Below are 3,039 nucleotides of genomic sequence, written 5' to 3'. Positions count from 1 at the left end.
ACAATCAAATGCCGAATATAATGCCGATGATGGATAACAATCAAATGCCGAATATAATGCCGATGATGGATAACAATCAAATGCCGAATATGATGCCGATGATGGATAACAATCAAATGCCGAATATGATGCCGATGATGGATAACAATCAAATGCCGAATATAATGCCAATCATGGATAATAATCAAATGCCAAATATGATGCCAATCATGGATAATAATCAAATGCCGAATATGATGCCAATCATGGATAACAACCAACCACCGAATATAATGCCGATAATGGATAACAATCAAATGCCGAATATAATGCCGATGATGGATAACAATCAAATGCCGAATATAATGCCGATGATGGATAACAATCAACCACCGAATATGATGCCATATCAAATGCCGTATCAACAGCCCATGATGCCGCCGAATCCGTATTATCAACAACCAAATCCATATCAAATGCCATATCAGCAAGGAGCGCCGTTTGGACCACAATATACGTCTATGCCAAATCCGAATATGATGCCAATGGATAATAATATGCCGCCGCTTGTGCAGGGTGAGGAAGATTGTGGATGTGGAGGAGAAAGTAGACTATATAGTCCACAACCAGGTGGTCCGCAATATGCGAATCCTTTATATTATCAACCAACTCAGTCTGCATATGCACCGCAGCCAGGAACGATGTATTATCAACCAGATCCACCAAATGTATTTGGAGAGCCCGTTTCAGAAGAAGAGGACGAAGAAGAAGTTTAAAAAGGCGGGAGTATTCCCGCCTTTTTTGCATGCGTGTTAATTAAGAAAATGAAGTTTTTTTATGAAGTGCTAGAAAATTCCCAGTGAAATATTAACAGTGTAAAAACCTTCTCTGTTACTCATCATAAGAGGGAGCTTTTCAGTAGAGAAGCTCATTCTAACAGAGGGGGTTTTTGTATTGAATACGAAAGTAAAAGTAATTGCTGCTTCTTTGTTAGTTACCAGTGCATTAGCTGCATGTGGTACACCAAAAGATAACAATGCAATGGATGGACGTAACTACAATTACGAGCGTACATCTTATAATGATACACACCAGTATCGTGATAATGTAACGCGTAATGATCGTTATACAGATTATGTAACATATAGAAATGGTCGTAACGATACAGGATATAATAATTATTACCGCGATGTAAATTACAATGGACAAATTGCTAATCCACATCCAACACGTAATATTACAATGAACAATTCATACATTAACAATGATGGTAAAACAGCAGAAAGAATTACAAATCGTGTGAAACGTATGAATAACGTAGACCGTGTGTCTACAGTTGTATATGGAAACGATGTAGCGATTGCGGTAAAACCACGTAATCCAGTATCGAATGAAACAGCGCTTGCAAATGAAGTTCGTCAAGCTGTTGCAAATGAAGTTGGAAACAGAAACGTATATGTTTCTGTAAGAAATGATATGTTTACTCGTGTCGATGCAATGAGTACTCGTCTACGTAACGGTACAGTTACAAACGATTTTAATCGTGACATAGTGAATATGTTCCGAGACATTCGTTACGGTTTAACTGGTACAGTACGATAGCGAAATAAAAGAGGAAGGGATAGCCCTTCCTCTTTATTCATCGTTGTCTTGTAAACGACGTTTTTTAATAAAATAACTAACGGAGTAAGAAACTAAAAAGCATATGAAAAGAATACTACCTGTTAAAATAGCTTCAAACAGAGGTCTTTCTGGACTGAAAATAATATAAATAATAGCCATAACAATTCCTACAATAAGGGAGCGGAAGACAAGTTTATAATAAGGAGTTAACTTTATTTCCTTTTCACTTTCTTCTACATCAATTGAAACACTTAACTGTAAATAACTAAGGACGATACTTGTAAGAATAAATAATAGCCATAATGGAGATTTCGTAATTTGGTCCATTCCTTCAGTGAATCCGATATAACCTAAAATGCCAATTATACCAAGCGATTGAAAAAGAAAGGCAATACGTATGTTTTTTAATGTTTTCAGAATGAGACGTTCATCCTTTATTTTTTTCATAATATCCATCTCCTGTTTTATGATGATTTCGCTGTTACTTTTATCAATTTATAATTTACATATCGTTCGTTTGGATAACAAAGGAAATAAAATATTTTTATAAACATGTTGCACTTACACTTTATTAATGTTATATTAACAAAGCGATGAGCTAATTTACGTAAGACGAGAGATATGCTTAAGTGCTAAACACGCGAATGTGGTCGCCTGGTCTCTCGCCGTAAACGCATCAAGACGCCTGCTTTGCAGGCGTCTTTCATTTTGTATAAAAGTGAATGATACATGCAGATGAGGTAAACCCTTATCTGCATTTTTTATTTTTCGAAAGAAATGTAATATGGATAAAACCCCCATTTCCGGAAAAACTACTAATGAAAGTATGATCTTGCCTAAAAGAGGTGAACGGAAATGAAATGGATACTGATTGCGATGCAAGCTTTCGTTATGATGTTTTGTTTCGTTTATGGAACGAATGCGAAGGCGGAAGGGCCAGTACCAGAAGTAACGGAAAAAGAACCTGAGGTTACAATTTTATTAGAGCGTATGTATGTTGATGGCGAAGTAAGCGAAGAAATACTTACAGAAAAAGTGGCGTATTTAGAAAAGTTTTTACAGCAATATAAAGAATGGCAACTTGTTGATCGTGATGATGTACAAATTGTATTGCAAAAGAAAGTTGATGATATTTCTCCGTTATTGAAAACAAGTGGATATTTTGGTGTTTCAGAGGAAGGGATATTACAAATTTTCAAAGGTGTGCCGAAAAGTGATAATGCGATCCATTCTTTCTTTCAAATTGATATGAAAAAGCTTGAGAGTTATGAGCGTGCGAAATTGAAACGTGGTATTCGTATCAAATCAAAAGAAGGTTTTGTGAAGACGATTGAAAAAATGAAACAATACGCAGTGCAAAATAAGAAAAAAAGCAGCTCATGGTGAACTGCACCCCAATTGTTAGACACAGTCTAACAATTGGAGGTGCAGTTTTTC

At 36.0% G+C, this 3,039-nt stretch carries 3 protein-coding genes and 1 pseudogene; 3 read left to right on the top strand and 1 reads right to left on the bottom strand.

The genetic code is table 11. From position 1 onward, the window contains the following. Both exsA and ACODS7_RS31555 read left to right on the top strand, forming a co-directional pair. Positions 1–755: pseudogene (gene exsA / locus ACODS7_RS31560) on the top strand (spore coat assembly protein ExsA); the annotation flags it as partial. Between the two features lie 178 nt (positions 756–933). After that, positions 934–1,581 (top strand): YhcN/YlaJ family sporulation lipoprotein, encoded by a 648-nt coding sequence (locus ACODS7_RS31555; protein ID WP_016080194.1) that lies wholly within the window; start codon positions 934–936, stop codon positions 1,579–1,581. Between the two features lie 33 nt (positions 1,582–1,614). On the opposite strand, the gene ACODS7_RS31550 is transcribed toward ACODS7_RS31555, so the two are convergent. Continuing rightward, positions 1,615–2,049 carry a hypothetical protein gene (locus tag ACODS7_RS31550; protein ID WP_023523099.1) on the bottom strand — a complete coding sequence of 145 codons (435 nt, stop codon included), beginning with the start codon at positions 2,047–2,049 and terminating at the stop codon, positions 1,615–1,617. Positions 2,050–2,457: 408 nt separating this feature from the next. Here ACODS7_RS31550 and ACODS7_RS31545 point away from each other — a divergent pair, with 408 nt between their 5' ends. Continuing rightward, positions 2,458–2,988, top strand: coding sequence for a BofC C-terminal domain-containing protein (locus tag ACODS7_RS31545; protein ID WP_029443357.1), 531 nt, complete (start codon positions 2,458–2,460; stop codon positions 2,986–2,988). The last annotated feature ends 51 nt before the right edge of the window (positions 2,989–3,039 follow it).

It is taken from the genome of Bacillus sp. FG16, assembly GCF_057809515.1.
Note: the sequence above shows the minus strand (reverse complement) of the source record. Positions and strands in the feature narration are given on the sequence as shown.

What these genes read in the sequence shown, in the direction of transcription:
- ACODS7_RS31550 (WP_023523099.1), bottom strand. Translation starts at nt 2,049, where the DNA reads ATGAAAAAAATAAAGGATGAACGTCTCATTCTGAAAACATTAAAAAAC.
- ACODS7_RS31545 (WP_029443357.1), top strand. Translation starts at nt 2,458, where the DNA reads ATGAAATGGATACTGATTGCGATGCAAGCTTTCGTTATGATGTTTTGT.